At 71.2% G+C, this 18,814-nt stretch carries 17 protein-coding genes; 8 read left to right on the top strand and 9 right to left on the bottom strand.

What is annotated here, in order from left to right; translation table 11 throughout:
- Positions 1-222 precede the first annotated feature (222 nt).
- Both Aco03nite_RS42565 and Aco03nite_RS42570 read left to right on the top strand, forming a co-directional pair.
- Positions 223-927, top strand: coding sequence for a dienelactone hydrolase family protein (locus Aco03nite_RS42565; RefSeq protein WP_239145899.1), 705 nt, complete (start codon positions 223-225; stop codon positions 925-927).
- Positions 928-1,187: 260 nt separating this feature from the next.
- Entirely contained in the window at positions 1,188-1,568 is a 381-nt protein-coding gene (locus Aco03nite_RS42570; protein WP_373872678.1) for a DUF6924 domain-containing protein, read from the top strand.
- Between the two features lie 397 nt (positions 1,569-1,965).
- Here Aco03nite_RS42570 and Aco03nite_RS42575 read toward each other — a convergent pair whose 3' ends face one another.
- From Aco03nite_RS42575 to Aco03nite_RS42585, 3 genes are all read right to left on the bottom strand, one after another.
- Positions 1,966-2,601 (bottom strand): hypothetical protein, encoded by a 636-nt coding sequence (locus tag Aco03nite_RS42575; RefSeq protein ID WP_203806931.1) that lies wholly within the window; start codon positions 2,599-2,601, stop codon positions 1,966-1,968.
- Between the two features lie 44 nt (positions 2,602-2,645).
- A complete protein-coding gene (locus Aco03nite_RS42580; RefSeq protein ID WP_203806933.1) occupies positions 2,646-3,077 on the bottom strand; it encodes an MEKHLA domain-containing protein in 432 nt (143 codons plus the stop codon).
- Positions 3,078-3,196: 119 nt separating this feature from the next.
- On the bottom strand, positions 3,197-3,718 hold the full coding sequence (locus Aco03nite_RS42585; RefSeq protein ID WP_203806935.1) for a sigma-70 family RNA polymerase sigma factor: 522 nt from the start codon (positions 3,716-3,718) through the stop codon (positions 3,197-3,199).
- Positions 3,719-4,101: 383 nt separating this feature from the next.
- Between Aco03nite_RS42585 and Aco03nite_RS42590 the strand changes: the two genes are divergently transcribed.
- The 4 genes from Aco03nite_RS42590 (at position 4,102) to Aco03nite_RS42605 (ending at position 10,576) form a co-directional block, all read left to right on the top strand.
- Positions 4,102-4,812: an alpha/beta fold hydrolase gene (locus tag Aco03nite_RS42590; protein WP_203806937.1), complete on the top strand. Its 711-nt coding sequence runs from the start codon at positions 4,102-4,104 to the stop codon at positions 4,810-4,812.
- Between the two features lie 63 nt (positions 4,813-4,875).
- Complete coding sequence (locus tag Aco03nite_RS42595; protein WP_239145900.1) at positions 4,876-7,698, top strand: AfsR/SARP family transcriptional regulator; 2,823 nt, start codon at positions 4,876-4,878, stop codon at positions 7,696-7,698.
- A 71-nt stretch (positions 7,699-7,769) separates the two neighbouring features.
- On the top strand, positions 7,770-9,062 hold the full coding sequence (locus Aco03nite_RS42600) for an AfsR/SARP family transcriptional regulator (protein WP_203806939.1): 1,293 nt from the start codon (positions 7,770-7,772) through the stop codon (positions 9,060-9,062).
- Between the two features lie 5 nt (positions 9,063-9,067).
- Positions 9,068-10,576, top strand: a complete 1,509-nt coding sequence (locus tag Aco03nite_RS42605) for an alpha/beta fold hydrolase (protein ID WP_203806941.1) — start codon at positions 9,068-9,070, stop codon at positions 10,574-10,576.
- Positions 10,577-10,586: 10 nt separating this feature from the next.
- Here the strand turns inward: Aco03nite_RS42605 and Aco03nite_RS42610 are convergent, their stop codons facing one another.
- Positions 10,587-10,961, bottom strand: coding sequence for a response regulator (locus tag Aco03nite_RS42610; protein ID WP_203806943.1), 375 nt, complete (start codon positions 10,959-10,961; stop codon positions 10,587-10,589).
- A gap of 108 nt (positions 10,962-11,069) precedes the next feature.
- On the bottom strand, positions 11,070-11,909 hold the full coding sequence (locus tag Aco03nite_RS42615; protein WP_203806945.1) for an SDR family NAD(P)-dependent oxidoreductase: 840 nt from the start codon (positions 11,907-11,909) through the stop codon (positions 11,070-11,072).
- A gap of 127 nt (positions 11,910-12,036) precedes the next feature.
- Between Aco03nite_RS42615 and Aco03nite_RS42620 the strand changes: the two genes are divergently transcribed.
- Positions 12,037-12,714 carry a TetR/AcrR family transcriptional regulator gene (locus Aco03nite_RS42620; RefSeq protein ID WP_203806947.1) on the top strand — a complete coding sequence of 226 codons (678 nt, stop codon included), beginning with the start codon at positions 12,037-12,039 and terminating at the stop codon, positions 12,712-12,714.
- Here the strand turns inward: Aco03nite_RS42620 and Aco03nite_RS42625 are convergent.
- Complete coding sequence (locus Aco03nite_RS42625) at positions 12,692-12,919, bottom strand: hypothetical protein (protein WP_239145901.1); 228 nt, start codon at positions 12,917-12,919, stop codon at positions 12,692-12,694. The genes Aco03nite_RS42620 and Aco03nite_RS42625 overlap by 23 nt on opposite strands.
- Before the next feature lie 39 nt (positions 12,920-12,958).
- Positions 12,959-13,519, bottom strand: coding sequence for a helix-turn-helix domain-containing protein (locus Aco03nite_RS42630; RefSeq protein ID WP_203806951.1), 561 nt, complete (start codon positions 13,517-13,519; stop codon positions 12,959-12,961).
- Positions 13,520-13,557: 38 nt separating this feature from the next.
- Here Aco03nite_RS42630 and Aco03nite_RS42635 point away from each other — a divergent pair, with 38 nt between their 5' ends.
- Positions 13,558-14,091 (top strand): GNAT family N-acetyltransferase, encoded by a 534-nt coding sequence (locus tag Aco03nite_RS42635; RefSeq protein WP_203806953.1) that lies wholly within the window; start codon positions 13,558-13,560, stop codon positions 14,089-14,091.
- On the opposite strand, the gene Aco03nite_RS42640 is transcribed toward Aco03nite_RS42635, so the two are convergent.
- Together Aco03nite_RS42640 and Aco03nite_RS42645 are read right to left on the bottom strand one after the other, a co-directional pair.
- A complete protein-coding gene (locus Aco03nite_RS42640) occupies positions 14,048-15,013 on the bottom strand; it encodes a serine hydrolase domain-containing protein (RefSeq protein WP_203806955.1) in 966 nt (321 codons plus the stop codon). The genes Aco03nite_RS42635 and Aco03nite_RS42640 overlap by 44 nt on opposite strands.
- A gap of 23 nt (positions 15,014-15,036) precedes the next feature.
- On the bottom strand, positions 15,037-18,814 hold a 3,778-nt coding region (locus Aco03nite_RS42645), incomplete at its 5' end, for a diguanylate cyclase (protein ID WP_203806957.1).

Below are 18,814 nucleotides of genomic sequence, written 5' to 3' on the forward strand. Positions count from 1 at the left end.
CCCCCAATTTTCCGGTACGGGTGTTGCCTGCCTGCACACTGACCGCCCCGGCTGAACCATCACTGCATGCCGATGGACGCCCGCACCCGAGTTCCACTGACCACCGCCATCCGGCCCGGACCGCGTGCACGACCGCCGGGTCCGTGCAGCCATCGAGCAGGCCGGATACTGTTCTGGCGGTTGTTCTGACGGGAGAAGATCTTGCAGACCAGGACAGTGCACATGATTACCGCGTACGGCCGGGCAGACGCGTTCGTGGCCGTCCCTGACGACGGCCGACGGTATCCGGCGGTGCTGATGTACCCGGACGGTTTCGGCATCCGTCCCGTGTTACGCCAGATGGCTGCCGAACTGGCCGGACACGGTTACTACGTGCTCGTACCCAACGTGTTCTACCGCCACGGCCCGACTCCGGTGGTAGAGCTTCCCGAGTTCATCGGCGACGACGCCCGGGACGCGATCTTCACCGAGCTGATGCCCATGATCAGGGCACACACCGCCGAACGGACCGTGAGCGACGCCGACGCCTACCTGGACTTCCTCACCACCCAGCCGGAGACCGACAGCGGCCCGATCGCGGTGACCGGCTACTGCATCGGCGGCCTCCTGGCGGTCCGCACCGCCGCGGCCTACCCCGCCCGGGTGGCCGCGGTAGCGGCTTTCCACGCCCCGGTGGCCGCCGACGGCCCCGACACCCTGGCAAAGCTGACCGCCCCGATCCATTTCGGTCACGCCGAGAGCGACATAACCCCAGCCGACCTGGCCCGCCTGAACGAGACGCTGAGCGCCGCCGGTGTCATCCACACGTCAGAGATCTATCCCGGCACCGTTCACGGTTTCACCATGCCCGACACCGAAGCCTTCAGCCCCGCCGGCCTGCAACACCACTGGGACCGCCTGCTACCCCTGCTCGCCGCCACTGTCTGATCTGCCGGGATCCTGGATACGGCTGGACATCCATGACAGCGACTTCACCGAGGTCGTCTACCATCCGGCCGAGCTGATTGCCTACCTCGACGATGCTGATCTTTTCGCTGAAATGAAGACGGCTCGCTTCGTCGGTGTTCTGGGCCTGCCGGCTGTCGAGGACCTGCCACGTTGATCGGTCTGCCAGGTTCATCGGTCTCCGGGCCTGGGATGATTCTTCTGTGCTGCTGTTGCCTGGGCCTGAGGACCTGACCTCGTTGGTGCTTCGTGTGGACTTCGGGGACGAGGTTCGCTGGGAAGCTTGTCAGGAGACGTTGAGCGGTTCCGGGGATGATCGGATGGCCACGTTTGTCAGCGACATCGGATTCGACGGTGTGACAACTCAGCGCCTTGTCGAACTGGATACGGGCGCCGACCTCGACGACCGGGTGTTCTACCTGTTCGTCGCCGACTCGACGACGCTGGGGGATGACGAGTTTCCGCTTCTTGCCGTCGACCTGGACGGTGAGCCCGGCCGTACCTTCCGGGTTCCGGTGGCGTTCTTCGCCGACGTCTCGGCCAACCTGTCCATCGGCAACATGGACTTCGCCGAGTTCGCTGATGCCGTCGACGCAACCGGGGCCTATCGGGGCTTCAATTGACGTGCGTGGTCAGGAAGGCGTCGAAGTTGGTCCGGCTCACTGAACGATTTGTGGACGCGCGACGGGCTGCCGGAAGTGGGTTTCCAGTGGCCGCGGCCAGCATTCGCGGCGACCTGACCGGTAGCGGGAAGTCCGAATTCGCCTATCGGGTCACCAGCGACAGCGCTCAGGACTTCTCCGCCGCGGACCTGAACCTCGGTATCGACTCAGACTTCAGCCTGGGCAGTGACATCGCTCCTGGTAAACGTGTTTCACCCAGGACACGGCCGAGCCCGGTATCGGGTTCGACCCGTGCGGCGGCGTCGAGAGCGCCCCGATCACCTGCTGGGACCAGGCCGAGGCGCAGTCTGCGACGACGAGCCCGTCACCCCGGCGCCCGCGTCCGCCGGACAGGCGGTCAGGGGGTGCCGGCGATCAGGACGGTTCCGGTGGACGGCGTGGACGGGCCGATCACGGTCGGGTCGAGACTGTGTTCAGCCGCGACGGTCGTCGCCCAGCAGCCACCCCACGTCGCCGCCCACGACAAGGCCGGATCGTCGTCCGGGTCGAGATCCTCCGGCCGCCCGGGAATGCCGAAGGTGTCGAGCAGGCGACGCTCGACACCGAACGGCTCGCCCAGCGCCAGCTCCGGATATTCCGCGACCCACCGCCGGAGCACCGTGCCGTGCTCGGCGATCAGCCACGCCTCGCCGTCATAGTCGCTGTGGAAGTAGGCCTGAGCCTGGCCGAATCGCGCGCTGAGCTGCTCGCAGTGCCGGGTGACCCGGTCGGTGGCGGCCAGGTACGGCAGACCGAGCCACGCACCGAACACCAGCGTCCAGCCGCTCAGGTCCGGAGTCACGACGACGGTGGAGAAGCGATCCTCCCCGCTGTGCGCGACCTTGTCCACCAGGTCCGCCCCGGTCGCCCAGGTGCAGGCCCGCACATCGGTCAGCCCGAGCTGCCGCACCACCGCCGCCTGATCCGCGGTGTTCACCGCCAGCCACGACAGCCAACAGGCCCGAATCGGCACCGGCCGGTCGACAACGTTCACGGACGTCACTGTACGGCCGCGGGTCTGCTCGCCGGTGGATCGGCTCAGGAGTCGCCCCATCGCCAGATCGCGGCGGCCTGGCCGATCACGGTGGCGTCGTCGGCGAGTACGTTCCAGACCGTGGCTTCCAGCAGCTGGAACTGGTGGCCGTCCTTGCGGATGCGGGTGCCCCGGTAGTCGTCGGCGTAGCCGTCGCGCAGCACCGACTCCATGAACACCCGGCGTTCCTCCCGGTCCTGGGCGCCCGCCGACAGCCGGGACGGCAGCCCGACGAACTCGTCCCAGCGGTACCCGAACATCTGCTGCGCCGTCCGGTTGGCGTAGACGAACAGTGGATCCGCCGACGCGTCGTGCACCAGCAGGCCGAACGGCGCGTCGTACAGCCAGGTGGCGGTCTTGTCCTCCGGAAGAAGAGGCCGCCCGGTCAGTTTCAGATAGCTGTCGGCCGCGAGTGCCGCATCTGGTACGCCTGTCACGGCACGAAGATATCGACCGCCGGTTGTATCCGCGCGCAGATGTGGAGTAAGAGCCCGTACCCCTCTCCGGACGGGCGCCGCGACCGACTGTGGTGAGCCTGCCGAACCCCAGGATTTGTTCACTGCTGATCCAGGACCGCCCGGCGCAGCGTCCGCAGTCCGTAGTGCAGGCGGGAGCGGACGGTGCCGACCGGAATGCCGAGCCGTCCGGCGACCTCGTCGACCGGGCGGTCCTCGTAGAACACCTGGAACAGCACGGCCCGCTGGCCGTCGCTGAGACGCCGGGCCGCCCCGCGCAGCGAGTCCTCGGCGATCACCAGGACCGAGCCGTCGGCTTCGGCGGTGGTGGCCACGTCGGCCCGGCCATACACGGCGGGACGGTGCCGCCGGCGGCGGAAGTCGTCGATGACCAGCCGGCGCAGCACGGTGAACATCCAGCGGCGCGAACCGTTCTCGTCGTCGGGCACGGTCCGGATGCTGCGCCACGCGCGGACCAGGGCTTCCTGGACCAGATCCTCGGCCATCGCACGATTGCCGGCGGTGAGACCGAGTGCGTATCGCGTCAATGTCGGCCCCTGTTCCTGAACGATCACCCGGAGTCGTTCCTGAGTGTCGTCCGGGGCATTCTTCGGGCGGGCCACCAAAATCTCCCTGCGTCGTCTGCGGTGGTCCCGAACGGTAGAGAGGAGCACTGGACAATCTCTTTACTCGACGACCGGAAGATCAATGAATGCGAATCAATGAAATATTGACAAGGCGGTCTTAGAATCCTGGCTTTCGTACGCGAGGAAGCGCGGAGACAGGTGTCGATTTTGGTGCGTGGACGCTCGGTGGCGCCGCGGCCTGGCTGATCTCGTCGCTGGACACGGCCCGGGTGATTACGTCATCTGACGCAATCTGAGTCCCGGCTCGTACGCCTAATGTCGGCTCTCGTCGCCAGAGGGCCGTTCAGTAGATCTCCACTGGGTCTTGCCAGTGTCGGTGACGCGGTTACGCCTGTTTTCCCGATGATCGGAGACCCGACATGACCAAGCCGACGATCGTGCACGGTGCCTGGGCCGACGCCTCCAGCTGGGACGCCGTCGCGACCCGGCTGCGCGCCCACGACTTCACCGTGCTGGCCCCGCCGAACCCGCTGCGGGGTGTGGAGTCCGACGCGGCGTACCTGTCGTCGTTCGTGGCGCAGCGGGTCAGCGGGCCGGTGGTGCTGGCCGGTCACTCGTACGGCGGGGTGGTGATCAGCAACGCCGCCGGCAACGCGGGTGACGTGCGGGCGCTGGTCTACGTGAACGCGTTCATCCCGGCCGAGGGCGAGAGCATCTTCGCCATCCTCGGTGGATCGGGGTCGGCGCTGGACGTGCCCGACCCGACGACGGTGCTCGACGTGGCCGGCTATCCGGGCGCGCCGGACGGTGACGCCGAGGCGTTCCTGAAGCCGGAGACGGTGGGCCGCTACTTCGCCCAGGACCTGTCCGAGGAGCAGCAGTGGCTGATCGCCGCCGGGCAGCGGCCGATCACCCTGAGCGCGAACGCCGGGCCGACGGTCTCCGCGGCGTGGCGGACGATTCCCAGCTGGGCGGTGGTCGGCACGGACGACCTGGTGATCCCGGCGGCCACCCAGCGGTCGATGGCCGAGCGGGCCGGTTCGAAGATCGCCGAGGTGGCGGCGTCGCACGTTTCGCTGGTGTCGCAGCCGCAGGCCGTCACCGACGCGATCCTGGCCGCCGCGGCATGAACCGGCCCGGGCCGCTCTCCGCGTGCTTCGGCACGTCATCCGTACTCTGTTAAGGATCTTCGATTGACCGACCCGGACGTGTTGCGCCTGCAGATCATGGGCCCTCTACGGGTCTGGCGGGGTGACGCCGAGCTCGACACCGGCCCCCGCCAGCAGCGTTGCCTGCTGGCGGTGCTCCTCGCGAACGAGGGCCGGCCCGTCGGCATGGGCGACCTGATCGACCTGCTCTGGGGGTCGAGCCCGCCGGTCAGCGCGGTCAACGTCATCCACAAGTACATCGGCGCCCTCCGCCGCCTGCTGGAACCGGAGCTAGCCACCCGGGTGCCGGGATCGTTCCTGGCCCGGCACGACAACGGCTACCGGTTCAGCGCCGGCCCGGACGTGCTGGACCTGGTCGCGTTCCGGCGGCTGACCGCCCGCGCCCGTGAGGCCGAGGACACCAGCCGGCTCAGCGCCGCCCTGGACGACTACACCCGCGCACTGCACCTGTGCCAGGGCGCGGCCGGCGGGAACCTGGCCGACAGCGCCGCCGCGTCGGCCACCTTCGCCGGGATCGACGGCGAGTTCCACGACGCGGTGGTCGCCGCCGCGAGTGTCGCCCAGCGGGTCGGTGACCCGAACCGGGTGCTCGCCCCGCTGCGGACGGCCGCCCGGACGGGCCGGCTGCACGAGCCGGTGCACGCCGCCCTGGTCGAGACGCTGGCCGCGGCCGGGCACCAGGCCGAGGCCCTGGACGCCTACCGCAGCGTGCGGGAACGCCTCGCCGACGAGCTGGGCATCGACCCCGGCCGGGAGCTACAGCAGGCCCAGCAGCGGGTCCTCACCCAGAGCGGGGCCGCGCCCGCCGGGAGCACGCTGGTACGCCCGGCGCAACTGCCCCCGGACCAGCCGTTGTTCGTCGGGCGGCGGCACGAGATGGCGATGCTGCATGACCACATGACCGCGATGCGCGACAGCCGGCGCACCAGCCCGATGGTGGTGGCCGTCGACGGCATGGGCGGTGTCGGCAAGTCCACCGTCGTCGCGCATTTCGCCCACCGGGTCGCCGCCGATTTCACCGACGGACAGCTCCACCTGGACCTGCGCGGTCACGAGGGCGAGAGCGGCAGCGTCCCGGCCCTGGACGCCCTGCGATCGCTGCTCTACGCGCTCGGGCTGCGCGGCGCCGACGTGCCGGACAGCCTGGACGCCCTGGTCGGCGCGTACCGCACGCTGACCGCCGGCAAACGTTTCCTGGTCATGCTCGACGACGCCCACGACGCCGGCCAGGTCCGGCCGCTGCTGCCGAACTCGGCCGACAGCCTGGTGCTGATCACCAGCCGCCGCCCGCTGGTCGGACTGGCCGTCTCGGACGGGGCCCGCCTGCACCGGGCCCACCTGCCGGACCTGCCGGACGCCCGCCGGATCCTCACCACCCGGCTCACCTGCCCGCACGATCCCGCCTTCCTCGACGAGATCATCGAGCTGTGCGGACGGCTCCCGCTGGCCCTGGCGGTGCTGGCCGCCCGGCTGAGCGTGCGCCCGAAACTGTCGATGGCCACCGTCGTCGCCGAACTGCGCGACGGCGCCCGCCGGCTGGCCGCGTTCGGAGAAGGCCGCGGCGTCACCGACCCGCGGACCGCGTTCTCCTGGTCGTACCGGCAGCTCAGCCCGGACGCGGCCCGGTTGTTCCGGCTGCTGTCGCAGGCACCGGTCGCCGGGATCACCGCCGAGGCCGCCGCCAGCCTGTCCGGCGCCGACCTCACCCGCACCCGGTCCGAGTTGGAGGAGCTGGCCGAGGCCGCCCTGGTCACCGAACAGGACAGCGGCTGCTTCACCGCACACGTGCTGGTCCGGGCGTACGCCGAAGAGTTGTTCCGAACGATCGACACACCGGCCGATCAGCGGGCGGGTGTGGCCCGGCTGCTGCAGTACTACCTGCACAGCAGCTACAACGCCCAGGTGGTGCTGGCACCCAACCGCACCCCGATCCCGCCGGCCCGGGCGCTGCCCGGCGTGGCGCCCGAGGAGCCGCTGACGTACCAGCAGGCCATCGCCTGGTTCGCCCGGCACCGCCCGGTCCTCAAGGAGGCCGTCGGCCTGGCCGCCGACCTCGGCCACGGCATCGTCCCGTGGCAGATGGCCATCACCATGCAGCAGTACTTCGAGTGGTACGGCTACTTCCAGGACTGGGACGACGTGATGCGCTCCGCCCTGCACGCGGCCCGAACCGGCGGCGACATCGTCGGCGAGGCGCACGTGCTGCGCAGCCTGGCCGGCGCCCGCTGGTTCCTCGGCGCCAACGAGGAGTCCCTGGAGTTGCTGGCCGCCGCCCTGGACGTCTTCGTCGATCACTGCATGCTGCGCGAACAGGCCCTGACCCACATCAACGTGCACGCCGTGCACACCTCGCTCGGCGCCCACGAGAAAGCCCTGGCCAGCGCCGAGACGGCGGTCGCGCTGTGCCGGGCGGCGGGCAACGAGACGTCGCTGATGCGCAGCCTGGACTGCAAGGGCCGGTCGCTGGCCCGCCTCGGCCGGCACGACGACGCGGCCCCCGTCCTGGCGCAGGCGCTGGCGATAAACCAGCGGATCGGCCGCCGCCACGAGGAAGCCATGATCCGGGTGTCCATCGCGGACAACCTGGTCGGCCTGAAACGTACCAACGACGCCGTCGCCGAACTGCGGCGTGCCGCCGACGCGGCCCGCTCGGTCGGCCAGGGCCCCTACCACTTCCAGGCGTTCCGCAGCCTGTCCGCGCTGCTGCTCACCCTCGGCGACGACGCCGGGGCCCGGCAGGCGTTCGACCGGGCCAGCGAGGTGCTCGGCTCGTTCCAGGGCGGCGGCCCCCGGCACATGCGCGAACAGCTGGAACAGCTGGCCCACGAGCTGGCCGGCGCCGGATGAGGTTTCACTAACTTTCCAGAGCGGCTGCCTAGCATCACCGATACAGTCCCGTCACCGAACGGAGAGTGGTCATGCTCGAATCCGCCGGCAAGGTACGGCTCGCGGTGCTGGGGCCGGTGCGGATCCTGCGCGACGGCATCGAGGTCGACGCCGGCCCGCGCCAGCAGCGGGCCCTGCTCGCCGTCCTGATGGCGTCACCCGGCCGCCCGCTCGACATGCTCGAACTGACCGCCGCGTTGTGGGGCGACGACCCGCCGGCGTCGGCGGTCAACGTCATCCACAAGTACATCGGGGCGCTGCGCCGGGTCCTGGAGCCGCGGCTGGCCCACCGGGACGGTGGATCGTTCCTGCTCCGCGACGGCGGCGGCTACCGCCTGACCGCCGGGCCCGGCAGCCTGGACCTGCTGGCCTTCCGCGACCGGGTGACCCGGGCCCGCGGCGACATCGCCGCCGGCCGGCCGGAGACCGGACTGGACCGCTACCTGGACGCGTTCGCCCAGTGGCGCGGCCCGGCCGGGGACCGGCTGGCCCGTACCGCCGCCGCCCGCCGGGCGTTCCTCGCCCTGCACAGCGAGTTCTTCGACGCGGTGGTGACCGCCGCCGCGGTCGCCGTCGAACTGCGCCGCCCGGCCCGGATCCTCGGCGCCCTGCGGCTGGCCGCGTCGATCGGCGGTTGCCACGAAGCGGTGTACGCCGCCCTGATGCTCGTGCTCGCCGCCACCGGCAACCGGGCCCGCGCCCTGGACCTCTACCGTGGGATCCGCGACACCGGCCTCGACCCCGGACCGGAACTACGGCAGGCCCACCGCCGGGTGCTCACCCGCACCGTCCTGCCACTGCCCACCGCGGTACCCGTCGTCCGCCCCACCCGGCTGCCGCCCGACCCGCCGGACCTGGCCGGCCGCGACACCGAACTCGACACCCTGCGCGGCCTCGTCGGCGACCCGGCACCCGGCCGGCGCACCGGGCCGCTGGTGGTGGCCATGGACGGCGAGGACCCGGCCGGCACCTCGGCACTCGCCGTGCACTTCGCCCACCTGGCCGCCGCCGACTTCCCCGACGGCCGGCTCTACCTGGACCTGCGCCGCCACGACCGGGACGAATCACTGACCGTCCTGCTCACCGACCTCGGACTGCCCGGCACCCGGGAGGCCCGGGCCGACGCCTACCGCGACGTCACCGCCACCCGCCGGATCCTGCTGGTGCTCGACCACGTGCACGACCACACGCTGGTGCCACCGCTGCTGCCCGTCTCCACCGCCAGCCTGGTCCTGGTGACCAGCCCGCACCCGCTGCCCGAGCTGACCGGCGCCCGGTTCATGACCGTCGATCCAGTCGACGTCAACAGCACTGTCCTACCGTGACGGCCATGGACACCATCGTTGCCGGCACCCACGGCTGCACCGTCGACGGCACCCGGCAGGTCTACCACGTCGCCGGCCGGGGACCGGTCCTGATCGCGCACTCCGGCGGCCCCGGCGTCGACCACGCCTACCTGCGCTCGGCTGCCCTGGAAGAGCACTTCACCGTGGTCTACCTCGAGCCGGTCGGCACCGGTGACTCCCAGCCACTGCCGGCCGGGGCGACCTACCTGCAGACCTACACCGATTTCCTGTACGCCGTGGTCGAGCACCTGGCCGTGCCGCGGGTGTTCCTGCTCGGGCACTCGCACGGCGGTGTCGTCGCCCAGCGGTTCGCGGTCCAGCATCCCGGCCGGATCGCCGGGCTGGCCCTCTACAGCTCCACCCCCGTCACCGGCCAGGAGTTCTGGACGGCCGCCGCCGACGAGGCCGCCCGTCATCCCGAGCGTCACCCGGACGTCCCCGAAGCCGTCGAGGCCGCCGCCGCGTTGTCCGGTTCCGATCTGCGGGCCCTGCTGCCGGTCTACTTCGCCGACTACTGGGGCCGGCGGCATGAGTTCCAGAGCTTGCGCGACACGCTGCGGACCTGGCCGGTGGAGTTCAGCGACCGGACCGTCGACCTCCGGCCGGAACTGCCGCTGATCACCGCGCCGACCGTGGTGATCAGCGGCCGCCACGACTTCATCTGCGGCCCGGCCTGGGCGGACATGCTGCACCAGGGCATCGCCGGTTCCCGGCTGGTGACCCTGGAGAACAGCGGCCACTTCGGCCAGATCGAGGAGCCCGCGGCGTTCCTGGACGCCGTCGTGTCCCTGCTGTCGGACACCAGTTTCCCCGACCGGATCCGCGCCGCCTTCCGCCGCGGCGACACCGCCGCCGTCACCCGGATGGCCGCCGCCGAACGCGACCGGGGCCCGTCGTTCGAGGTCGAGGCCCTGTACGCGCTGTCGCGGGTCGCCCTGCGCGACGGCGACCTGGCCCGGGCCGAGGAGGTGGCCGGTCAGGCCCTGGAGATCGCGGTGGGCACGGGGGAGCGGAGCCTGGAGGAGCGCCCCCGGCACGTGCTGGCCGCGGTGGCCCGGCTGTCCGGCGACCACCCGCTGGCCCGGGACCGCTATCTGGCGAGTATCGCCCTCAACGAGTCGCTGGGTAACACCGAGCAGGTCAACGCCGAGTACCACAACCTGGCCTTCACCGAGCTGCACCTGGGCAACCTGGACCGGGCCCGCCAGCTGTTCGCCGAGGGTCGCGAGCGGGTCCACCGGCTCGGCTGGACGTCGTTCGTACCGTATCTGGGGGTGGCCGCGGCCGCGCTGGCCACCGCCGACCGCGACCATCCACGGGCGGCCCGGATGATCGGTTTCACCGATCACGCCTACGCCGCGCTCGGCCAGGTCCCCGACCCGGACGACGCCGCCGACCTGGCCCGCTCCCGGGACGCCGCCCTGGCCGCCCTGGGCGAACCCCGGTACACCGAGGAGTACCGGGCCGGCACCACCCTGCCCGAGATCCCGTGACCGGTGGGGATCAGCGTTCGGCCAGGTCCCGGATCGCCTGGAGCAGTACGGCCGGGTCGCCGCCCTTGGTCAGGAAACCGCTGATGCCGGCCGGGACACCCGCCGCGACCAGGTCCTCGGTCAGGAACGCGGTGTGCATCAGGATCCGCACCTCGCTCAACTGCGGATTGCCGGTGATCCGGCGGCTGGCCTCGACCCCGCTCAGGCCCGGCATGTGATTGTCCATCAGCACGACGTCGGCGGAGGCGGCCCGGCAGCCCGCGATCGCCTCGATCCCGGTGGACGCCTCCCCGACGACGTCCATGCCGGGATCGCCGTCGATCAGCACACGCAGCGCCTGCCGGATCAGCGGCTGGTCGTCGGCGAGCAGCACCCGAATGGTCACGGTGATTCCCCCTGTCGATCGCTGGGGTCAAGCGTGCCCCGCCGCAACCGCCCCGGAATCGGCTGGATGTGGTAACTCCACCTACTGCCGCCGTGGTAGCCCCCGGGATCAGTTCCAGGCGGAGGCGGAAAGGGCGCGCCATGTAGCGTCGGAGTCGGCCTGGGCTGCTGCGGCGGCGTCCCAGTACTGCAGGGCGTCCTGGCCGAGCAGGATTCGCAGGGGTGGGTCGTCGCGGTTGGCCAGGTCTGCCACGATCTCGGCGACCCGGGCCGGGTCGGCGGAGTTCGCCGCGGCGGTGGCCGGGTCGGCGGGGGTGCGGAGCATGTCGGCGAACCGGCCGACGGTCTGGTGGTAGGGCTCGCTGACCGGCGGGACCGTCATCGACGCGCCGGCCCAGTCGGTGCGCATGCCGCCCGGCTCCAGGACGGTGACCTTGACACCGAACGGGGCCACCTCCTGGGCCAGGCCGGAGGAGAAGCCGCCGACCGCCCACTTGGCGCTCTGATAGGCGGTCAGGCCGGGCGACGTGATCCGGCCGCCGAGTGAGGACACCTGGAAGATGTGGCCGGAACCCTGTGCGCGCAGGATCGGCGTGACCGCTTTGCTGACGTACACCACGCCGTAGAAGTTGGTGTCGATCTGCGCCCGGAAGGACTCCAGCGTGACGTCCTCGACCGCGGCCAGGTCACCGTAGCCGGCGTTGTTGACCACCACGTCGTAGCGGCCGAACGCGGCCAGCCCCGCCCGCACGGCGCTGTCGACGTCGGCGGCGCTGGTGACGTCCAGGGCCACCGGCAGGACCCGGTCGCCGTACCGCGCAACCAGGTCGTTGATCTGTTCGGGTCTGCGGGCGGTGGCGACGACCCGGTCACCGGCCCGCAGGGCGTGCTCGACGATGGCGCGGCCCAGACCGCGGGAGCTGCCGGTGACGAACCAGGTTTTCGACATTCTCGTCCCCTTTCTCGTTGGCGGACCACCGGTCCCCAAATTGGGTACCACTGGTCCCTAATGAGCTGAACGGTAAGGGACCGCCGGTCCCGTGTCAACGTACCGGCAGTCCCCTATGATGTGGTTCATGGCCACCTTCCAGCGCGCCCGCAGCGACGAAGCCCGGGAGATCCGCAGGCAGGCGATCCTGGACACCGCGGCGGGCATGCTCACCGAGATGCCGGCCGGCGCGATCACCCTCAACGAACTGAGCCGACGCAGCCGGCTGGCCAAGTCCGGGTTCCTGAAGTATTTCGAATCCCGAGAGGCCGTCCTGCTGGAGCTGCTCGACCGGGCCTGGCAGCAATGGACCGCCGAGGTGGAAACGCTGTTCGTCGACGGCGCCGACCTGTCCGCGCCGGCCCAGGAGCGGGGCGCTGAGGTCGCGGCCGTCCTGACCCGGTCGATCGCCGGGCACCCGCAGCTCTGCGACCTGCTCAGCGCCCAGGCCGGCGTGCTGGAGCACAATGTCTCCGCCGAGGTCGCCGGCCGTTACAAGAAGGCCGCTTTGGCCAGCGTCACGGCCCTGGCCGAGCTGGTCCGGGGCCGGTTACCCGAGCTCGGCGACACGGCCGGCCCGGTCTGCGGCCAGATCGTCATGGCCATCGGCGCGGTCTGGACCCACTCCCGGCCGTCCGCGGGCATGGTCGCCGCCTACGAGGCGGACCCCGAACTGGCCGCGTACCGCCTGCCCTTCGCGCCCACCCTGGAGGGCATGGTCGCCAACCTGATCGCCGGCGCGATCAGCAATCGGAGCGGCGGCTGAGGTCCCGCAGCGCGAGAGTGGCGTGCACCTGGGCCAACTGGGTGGTCGCGGTCAGCATCGCCAAGTCGGCGCCGGACACGTACGGCTCCTCCGAGTGGTCGTCCTCGTTGATGTTGGTGTCGTAGTCGACCAGGCAGACCTGGTAGAGGCGCTCGGCCTCGGCGAGGAGTTCGTCGGCGCGGGCGGCGTGTTCGTCGGGCGTCATACCGATCATGGTGTCATCCCCATTCCTGCACGACGACCGTCAACGAACGGGTCGGCTCAGCACCACCAGATAGCGGCACGGCTCGTCGGAGGTGTTGCGGTAGGTCCCCGGAGCCGGGGCGCCCAGCTCGAGACAGTCGCCAGCTCGCAGATCGTGCTCGACGTCGCCCTCCCGGAACTCCAGGCGGCCCCGCAGCACCCAGATCTGGTGACCGGCCAGAGCGTACGACTCGGCCGGGTAGGACACCTCCGCTCCGGCGGGCAGCTCCACCTCGACCAGCTCGACCGGGCCGCCGGCCGGTGACACCGAGCGACGCCGGTACCCGGTCGCCGGATCGACCCAGACCAGCTGGTCGGCGGCCCGGGTCAGGCGCGGGGCCTGACCCTCGGTGCGGGCGAACAGCTCGGACAGGGTCAGGCCGAGTGCCGCGCAGAGCCGTCCCAGCAGCGCGGCGGTGGGCTGTGCCTGCCCACCCTCGATCTTGGTGATCATCGCCCGGGAGACCCCGGACAGCTCGGCGAGCCGGTTGACCGAGAGGCCCCGGTCGTCCCGGACGGCACGCAGCGTGGTGGCGAGGTCGGCACTGAAACGATCGGTCACCCTGTCACTATAGTGGCATCTGAGGCTACTGTAGTGACATGGAACTGAAGATCCGGGCCGCGGGACTCGACGATGCCGCGGCCTGCGCCGCCATCTACCGGCCGTATGTGCTGGACACCGCCATCACTTTCGAGAGCGAACCGCCGGACGACGCGGAGATGGCCCGCCGCATCGAGACGGCCGGCCGGGCACACGCCTGGCTGGTGGCCGAGGCCGGCGGGGCGATCGTCGGCTACGCCTACGGCGGCCCGTTCGCGGCCCGGCCCGCCTACCGCTGGTCCTGCGAGGTCAGCGTCTACGTCGACTCGGAGCTGCGGCGGACCGGAGCGGGACGGGCGCTGTACGGAGCACTGCTCCCGCTGCTGGCCGGCCTCGGCTATCGCACGGCGGTGGCGAAGACGACGATGCCCAACGACGCGAGTCAGGCCCTGCACGCGGCGTTCGGTTTCCAGCCGGTCGGCGTGCACCGGCGGATCGGCTGGAAACACGGGGCCTGGCGGGACGTGGCCGTCACCCAGCTGGAACTGGTCACCGGCGACGATCCGCCGGAGGAGCCCCGGCCAGGTCGATGAGGGCGAGCAGCGTCTCCCGCCATTTCTCGTCGCCGGTCATCACCGCGACCGCCCGGCCGGTCTCCGGCCACACGTACGAGAAGCAGTTGTACCCGGTGTTCTGCCCGCTGTGCCCGAAACAGCCGTCGCGGAGTTCGGTGCCCAGGCCGAATCCGCCGGGCACCTGCGCCGTCACCATCTGCGCGGCCAGGTCCGCCGGCAGCAGCGCGGACTCACCGGCGACCGCGCGCAGGATCTCCCGCTCCAGCCGCACCAGGTCGGCCGGGGTGCTCCACAACCCGGCGGCGGCCAGTTCCGGCTGCGTGTGCCAGCCACCCGGCACCGGAACACCCTTCTGATGACCGAGGGCGGCCCGCTCCCGGTGCTGGTGCGGGAACCGCTGATCAAAACTGCTGTCCGCCATGCCCACCGGCTCCAGCACCAGCCCGGCCATCAGCGCACCGAACGGCGTGCCCGTCACATCGGTGAGCAGCTGTTCGAGCACGGAGTAGTGGGCCCCCGAATAGCGGAACCCGGCCCCCGGCGCCAGCTCCGGTCGCACCTCAGGCGTCGTGGCCGGAGGAAGACCCCGCAAAACCTGACCCAGCGCCGGTACGGGTACCCCAGCGGCATACCCGGGATACCAGTTCTCGGTCAGCCCTGCCGTGTGGGCCAGCAGCTGCCGCAGTGTCACCGTGCCCGCACCGGGCGGCAGCGTCCACGACGACAGATAGGTGTCGACGTCGGTGTCCAGGTCGAGGGTCCCGTCGGCGACCAGCCGCAACGTGCCGAACGCGGCCACGTGCTTGCTGATCGAGCAGGCCGGGAACAGCAGGTCGTCGCCGTCCGTCCACACCTCGCCGTCCGGCCCGGCGACCGCGACCCCGATGGCGGGAATCCGGTCGGCGTCCACGAGCGAGCGCCACTGTTCTTCGAAGCTCATGGGTGCGCAGTATGCCCGCCCGGTCACAGGTCGGAGACGGCCACCCGGTTGCGGCCGGACTGTTTCGCCTCGTAGAGCGCGTCGTCGGCCAGCTTCAGGAGGCGTTCCGGCAGGGCGCCCGGGACCGGAACGGCCGAGGCGACCCCGGCACTGATGGTGACGGTGCCCAGCGCGGAACCGGCGTGTGGTTCGGCCGCGTCGGCGACGGCCCGGCACACCCGTTCGGCGACCCCGCGGGCGTTGACGATGTCGGTGCCGGGCATGACGATGCAGAACTCCTCACCGCCGTACCGGGCGACCAGGTCGGTGGAGCGCACGTTCTCGTACAGGATCCGGGCCACCGACGTCAGGCAGGTGTCACCGCCCTGATGCCCGTAATGGTCGTTGTAGGCCTTGAAGCTGTCGATGTCGATCATCGCCAGGCCGATCGGCTCGCCGGACCGGGACGCCCGCGCCCACTCGTGGTCGAGGGTCTCGTCCAGGCGGCGGCGGTTCGGCAGGCCGGTCAGCGGATCGGTCACGGTCAGGAACTCCAGCCGGCGGTTGGCCTCGGCCAGTTCCTCGGTGCGTTTGGCCACCTGGTGTTCCAGGTTGGCGTAGAGCTGGGCGTTGTCCAGGGACACCGTGAGCTGTCCGGCGAGCATCATCACCGCGTTCAGGCGGGCGGTGGTGAAGCTGCGGCGGGTGAGCCGGTTCTCCAGCACCAGCATCGCGCGGAGGGTGCCCTGGTTGAGGATCGGTGCGACGAGCAGGGAGCAGTGTTCGGCGTCGGTGAGGTAGGGGTCGCGGTTGACGCGGTCGTCGGTGCGGGCGTCGTCGACGATCATGGGTTCGCGGGTGCGTTCGGCGTAGCGCACCGCCGATTCGGGCAGTGGGTGCCCGGTGGGCAGCCAGGTTCCGGTGGTGGGATCCGCGAGCAGCAGGTGTACGGCGGTGGCGCCGGTCATCGCGCCGAGGACCTGTTCCACGGTGGCGCGCAGCTGATCCAGATCGGTCTCCGAGCTGAACGCGCGTGCCGCCTCCAGCACCCCGACCAGATCGATGGCGTCCGCGGACAGCTTGACACTCGACGTCACGCCGGCCCGGCCCGGAGCGTCCTCGACCAGGAACGGATGCTCCCGCAGCAGCAGCCGGACCTTGCCGTGGGCACCCCACCGCTGATAGGCCCGCAGAGCCTCGGCGAGCATACGGCGCCCGGCGTGCTCCAGACCGTAGGCGAGGTGGAACAGCCCGGCGTACTCGGCGATCAGCGCCGCGTGCCAGGGCCGGTTCACCGGTGACACGTCCGACAGAGCCTGGTCGAAGTGCCGGAGCGCGGACGGCCGGTCGCCGGCCGCCCACGCGCAGACGGCGTCGGCGAAACGGTGCAGGTGCCGGAAGTTGGCCGGGCAGTCCAGCGCCCGCGCCGCCAGGAAGTCACGGCTGCGGGTGGCGTCGGCGAGCGCTTCCCGGCGTACGAAATAGTCGGTAGCGGTTTTGACCCGGACCGCCGCACCCAGAACGGCCAGCAGATGGGCCTGCGCCTCCAGATAGTTGCCCCGGGCCGGGGGAAGCAGGCCGAGGACCGCCGCACCGGTCCGGGCCAGCTCCTCGCCGTCGCGGTGGACGGCCGCGTGCAGACCCCGCATGATCTCGACCCCGGCCCTGGCCGGCGCGTTGCCGGTCAGCGTCGCAGCCACCTCGTCGAAGTGCAGATCGTCCCCGTCCCGCATCGCCGCGACGAGCCGCCGGCAGGCGACGAAGTACGGCGTCCCGTGGTGGTACCCGATCCGTTCGAAGAAGGCGACCGCCGCCTCGGCCTCGGCGTCGAACAGGCCCAGTTCGCCGGCGTCGAGGCCCAGCGTCACCGAGGAGAAGAACGTGTTCGCCGCGTTGGCCAGGTCGCCGCCGCGGATCAGTCCGTCCCGGGCGTCGTGCGCGGCCCGGATCGCGTGTTCCAGGGGCTCGAACCAGAAGATGCCGACAAACGCGTGCAGCATCCGCGCCTGCGACGTGCCCGGCTCCCAGCCGTGCGCCTGCCCGACGGCCAGGATCCGGCGGATCGCCTGGTAACCGGCCCGGTAGTCGCCGGACTGCGCGGTGACGAACCCGATGTGGCTGACCGCGCCGATCAGCTCCCGGGCCGGGCCCCGCCGCGCCCACATGGCGAACGCCGTCGTGATCAGCCAGACCATCATCCGGTGATCGCCGCGGAACAGCGCCACGGCGACCATCCGGTCGAGGACCCGGGCCGCGGCCAGCGCCGTCGGGTCGGTCAGCCGCTCGCGCTCGTCGCTGTCCCGGGCCAGCCAGTCCCGGAAGATCGCCATGCCGGCGCTCGCGTCCGGATCCCGCGGCACCTCGACACCCAGCCCGGCCAGCGCCGTCGTGCCCAGGGCGAAGGCGTCCTCGAGGCGTCCCCGGCTGATCAGGCTGGTCAGCTGGTCGGTGACCGGGTTGACGCCGCCGGTCGCCGCCAGGTCCGCGAACACCGCGTCGGCCTCGTCGAACCGGCCGAGCGCGCAGAGCGTGCCGTGCCACGCGGCCCGGGCCTCCCGATAGTCGGCACTCTCGCGATCGAAAGCGGTCAGGGCAGCACTCAGGAACACCTCGGCTGAGGTGTTGTCGCTGCCCGAGCGTGCGCCCTCCGCGGCTCGGCGCAGCAGTACGGCGGCGGTCTGGCGTTCGGCCGGGTCGGTGACCAGGTGCAATGCGGCCAGATACTGCTGGGCGGCGGCCATCGGGTGGGTGCCGTCGGCGGCGAGCCGCCGCGCGAGACCCAGGGCGAGCCCTTCCCGATCGTCGCCGTACGCGGCCTGCTGCACCCGGTCGTGCCGGAACGCCGCCTCCATACCGACGGTGATCAGGCCGTCCTCGACCGCGGGCCGGAGCAGGGTGCCGAGGGTGTCCGGCGGATGACCGGTGGCGGTTCCCAGCAGGTCCAGGGACACCTCGGCGCCGAGTCCGGCCATCGCCTCGACCAGTTCCCGGGTGGCTGTGGGCAGTGCCGTGATCCGTTCGGCGAGCAGGCTGACCACGTCGCCCCGGCTGACGAACCGGCGCACCGTGCCCGGATCCCAGCGCCACCCGTCGTCCCACTGGACCAGGGCGCCGTCGCGGCGCAGCGCGTTGAGCAGCTCGATGGTGTCGAACGGGTTCCCGCCGGTCTTCTCGGCCAGGATCCCGGCCAGCGGGGCAGCCCGGTCCCGGTCGATGCGCAGGATCTCGGCGAGCAGCACACCGAGGTCGTCCGATGGCAGGTTCTCCAACCGCAGTTCCGCGGTGTTGCCGCCGGTGCGGCGCAGCCGGGCGGCCACGCTGCTCAGCGGATGGGTCTCGTCGACGTCTGCCTCGCGGTAGGCGCCGACCACGAACACGCCGGTCAGGTCCGGGTGGGCGAGCACGTCGTCGAGGAAACCCAGGGCGGTCGGGCCGGCCCACTGCAGGTCGTCGATGAAGATGATCAGTGGGTGGTCGGCGTCGGCGACACCGCGGAGCAGGTCGCGGCCCATCCGCTGGATCCGGTGGACCGCGTGCCACGGGTCGTCGGCGCTTTCCGGTTCGACATCGAGCAGGGTCGCGAACGGCGGCAGCACCGCCGCGGCCAGGGCGGTGTTGCTGTCGAGTCGTTCGATCAGGGTGGCCCGGAGCCGGGTGACCTCGTGCTCGGGTTCGGCGAGGAGTTGGCTGCCGATGGCACAGAACGCCTGGCGTACGGCGTCGGCGCCGAGGTCACGGCGGTACTGGTCGAACTTGCCGCTGACGAACCGGCGGCCCGGTGCGCGCAGCTGGTTGATCAGGGCGGTTTTGCCGACACCGGGC

The sequence above is a fragment of the Actinoplanes couchii genome (genome assembly GCF_016862075.1).
In the GTDB taxonomy this organism is placed as follows: domain Bacteria; phylum Actinomycetota; class Actinomycetes; order Mycobacteriales; family Micromonosporaceae; genus Actinoplanes; species Actinoplanes couchii.